Source organism: Pseudomonas sp. H26/SER47-MNA-CIBAN-0231 (genome assembly GCF_040310465.1).
Classification (GTDB): domain Bacteria; phylum Pseudomonadota; class Gammaproteobacteria; order Pseudomonadales; family Pseudomonadaceae; genus Aquipseudomonas; species Aquipseudomonas atacamensis.
In genome coordinates this window covers 1-3,015 of sequence record NZ_JBEOPW010000038.1, presented here as the reverse complement: position 1 = coordinate 3,015, position 3,015 = coordinate 1, and the positions used below count along the sequence as shown (strand labels likewise).

4 protein-coding genes and 3 tRNA genes are annotated in these 3,015 nt (G+C 52.5%); all 7 read right to left on the bottom strand.

What is annotated here, in order from left to right:
* Window positions 1-215 (bottom strand): GTP-binding protein (locus tag AAEZ10_RS27100; RefSeq protein ID WP_350571764.1); only part of this gene is annotated, 215 nt, incomplete at its 3' end.
* An 85-nt stretch (window positions 216-300) separates the two neighbouring features.
* Window positions 301-376: transfer RNA gene (locus tag AAEZ10_RS27095), tRNA-Thr, on the bottom strand.
* Window positions 377-403: 27 nt separating this feature from the next.
* A tRNA-Gly gene (locus AAEZ10_RS27090) sits at window positions 404-477 on the bottom strand.
* 25 nt (window positions 478-502) lie between these two features.
* A tRNA-Tyr gene (locus AAEZ10_RS27085) sits at window positions 503-587 on the bottom strand.
* A gap of 142 nt (window positions 588-729) precedes the next feature.
* Window positions 730-1,161: a hypothetical protein gene (locus tag AAEZ10_RS27080; protein ID WP_024014525.1), complete on the bottom strand. Its 432-nt coding sequence runs from the start codon at window positions 1,159-1,161 to the stop codon at window positions 730-732.
* 7 nt (window positions 1,162-1,168) lie between these two features.
* On the bottom strand, window positions 1,169-1,921 hold the full coding sequence (locus AAEZ10_RS27075) for a pantothenate kinase (protein WP_350571762.1): 753 nt from the start codon (window positions 1,919-1,921) through the stop codon (window positions 1,169-1,171).
* On the bottom strand, window positions 1,911-2,864 hold the full coding sequence (gene birA / locus AAEZ10_RS27070) for a bifunctional biotin--[acetyl-CoA-carboxylase] ligase/biotin operon repressor BirA (protein ID WP_350571760.1): 954 nt from the start codon (window positions 2,862-2,864) through the stop codon (window positions 1,911-1,913). The genes AAEZ10_RS27075 and birA overlap by 11 nt, the downstream gene beginning before the upstream one ends.
* Between the last annotated feature and the right edge of the window lie 151 nt (window positions 2,865-3,015).

Sequence of the window (3,015 nt, the reverse complement as noted above, 5' to 3'; positions counted from 1 at the left end):
GAGTTGTACTCAACGTGAGCGGTGTTGATGGTGATACCGCGAGCTTTTTCTTCTGGTGCGCTGTCGATCTTGTCGAAGTCAACGATTGCAGAACCGAAAACTTCGGAGCAAACGCGAGTCAGAGCAGCAGTCAGAGTGGTTTTACCGTGGTCAACGTGACCAATGGTCCCAACGTTGACGTGGGGCAGGGAACGATCAAATTTTTCCTTAGCCATCGATATCACCCTCTACAGAAGAAATTAGACAAACAATATCAACCATTAAAACAAAGGCAGATATTTTCATATCTGCCTTGTTATATGGAGCTCTTGAGCGGATTTGAACCGCTGACCTCACCCTTACCAAGGGTGTGCTCTACCAACTGAGCTACAAGAGCAAAACCCTTTTGCACAACCTGCAAACTTGGAGCGGGTAGCGGGAATCGAACCCGCATCATCAGCTTGGAAGGCTGAGGTTCTACCACTAAACTATACCCGCGGAGCCTGCAGCTCACGCTTAAATCTGGTGGAGGGAGAAGGATTCGAACCTTCGAAGTCGTAGACGTCAGATTTACAGTCTGATCCCTTTGGCCGCTCGGGAACCCCTCCTAATCAGGCCGGCATTCTATATCATGCCCAACCCCTGTCAAGCATTTTCTCATTTAAAAACCTGAGGTTAGCTGCGTTGACACGCTTCACTTCGAATCCCGTTTAAGGTGTTCGCTGTGGAGCGGGCGCCATTCTATGCAAACTATTGAGCAGGTGCAACCCCTTCGCACAGCATTATTTTATGTTTTAACCCATTGAATTCCTTGGAAAGGTTTTGCAACTGCTGATCGCCCAACAACGGCTGGCCATCCGGCGCAACTGCAAGCCAGTAACCGCTTCCTGCAGCAGCTTTCGGCACGGATTGAGCATTGACCTTCATCGCCACCAGGCGCTGTTGCAACCTGGCAATTGAATCCTCTTCAGAAAATCCACCAAGGAAAAGACACTGCTGACGCGGCACCACCTGCCCTCTCCCGCTTTCACCAGCAGTTTCGCTCAGTAGACGGATATCCTGCTGCGCACCGCGATACAGACTAAGGGGCGTTACATCTTTGGCTCGCAAGGGCGCTTCCTGCTGATGCCAGACATAGTAAAAAACATTGAGAACCACTAGGAGCAGGAACAACCAACGCATATAAACCTCAGGACAAGGGACACGCCATCGCCAAGCCGACAAAAACCAGGTCGGGCACAACCCTGGCGTCAGGCGCGACGCCTTTAACCAACTCGGCATCCCCTCCCGTAATAAAGACGGTGAATTGCTCTCCCCAGTACGCTCGAGCCAGCTCTAATTGAGTGAGAACAAAGCCCCTCAGCATCAAAGAACAACCCCGCTCCACCGCTTCCACGGTGGTACGCCCCGGGACATGACTGCAAAGGGCGCGCTCTGCCGCCTCATCACCATAACGAATTTTACGGGTATGGGTGCGAAGCTGGTTTCGCATCAAAGGCATGCCTGGACAAATGAACCCACCGAGATGCTCACCGTCAGGCCCGACAAAATCGGCAGTAACCGCGGTACCGAAGTCGAGAACCAGACAAGCACTCTCGGCAGCCAGGTGAAAGCCGCCAAGCAACGCCAGCCAGCGATCAAGCCCCAGACGCTCATAGTCTTCGTAGCCGTTTCGAACACCAGACATCTCGCGAGCGGGCTTCGCACACACGATAGGAATACTGAACTCGCGCTCAAGCATTTCGGTTAAAGCGCTGGTTTCCTCGTTGGTCCTGACGCTTACCAAACGACACTTGCGCAGCGAGAGTGACTTTATGATGCGTAGGCTTTCAAGCAAAGCCTGATTGGAATCCACAACTCCTTCCGAGACCAGCTCGCTCGCCGACGCATCCAGCACGCGCCATTTTATAAAGCTATTGCCGCAGTCAAGCTCAAGAATCATCACGCAACCTCAGGCTGAGCTCTCCGCCACTAAAGGCCTTTTCAACACCATCTACAATCAAGCGCAACCCGCCTTGGTTATCAATCCCGAGCACTATTCCATCGACACGGCTGTTACCCGCGATCAACGACACGGAACGCCCTTGCCACAGATGATTTTCCGCCCATTCTGCCTGCAGACTTGCGAACCCGTTGAGCTGGTGTTTATGGATATAAGTCTTGAGTTGATTACTCAATTCAACCACCAGAGCATTGCGATCGCAGGCTTTGCCTGACTCCAGTTTTATAGAAGTCCATTGCTGGTCGACCTCATCGGCAACCTGCATATTCACGTTGATTCCTATACCCAATACAACATGACACACATCCGCCGGATCGCCGACGAGTTCGAGCAGAATGCCAGCTATTTTCTTGTTACCCACCAAAACATCATTGGGCCACTTCAAACCGGCATTGGGCACACCGGTGTTTCGCAAGGTCTGCATCACGGCCAAGCCAACAACAAGGCTCAACCCCTCAAGCTGACGCATGCCGCCATCTATTCGAAGAACCAGGCTGTAATAAAGATTTTCCGCAAATGGGCTCACCCACTTGCGGCCTCGACGACCACGGCCTGCCAATTGTCGCTCCGCGAGCACCAAAAACGGCGCGGGGGCGCCCTCACTGATGGAGCGCAGAGCTTCGGCATTTGTCGAGTCAACAGAGTCGAACACACGCACCGGCCATTGAGGCATCTTCCTGGTTATTTCCAGAGGATCAAGGAGCGTCAGAGGCGTCGACAATTGATATCCGCGACCGCGAACTTTATGGATCGACAGACCAAGTTCAGCTTCAAGCTGTTGTAGCTGCTTCCATACAGCACTTCGGCTTATTCCCAGGGCAACGCCCAGGTCCTGTCCGGAATGGAATCGTCCATCCTTCAGTAGATTCAACAACGTCAGCATGCAGGTATCGCCTCACAATGAGGCCCGCATAATAGCCATGCCCCGGGCCGTTGCATAGAAATCAAGCGGACACATTTCTCGCAGGCAAAACAAAACCCCAACTGCTTTCGCAATTGGGGTTTCGGAATTTAATCTTGACGATGACCTACTC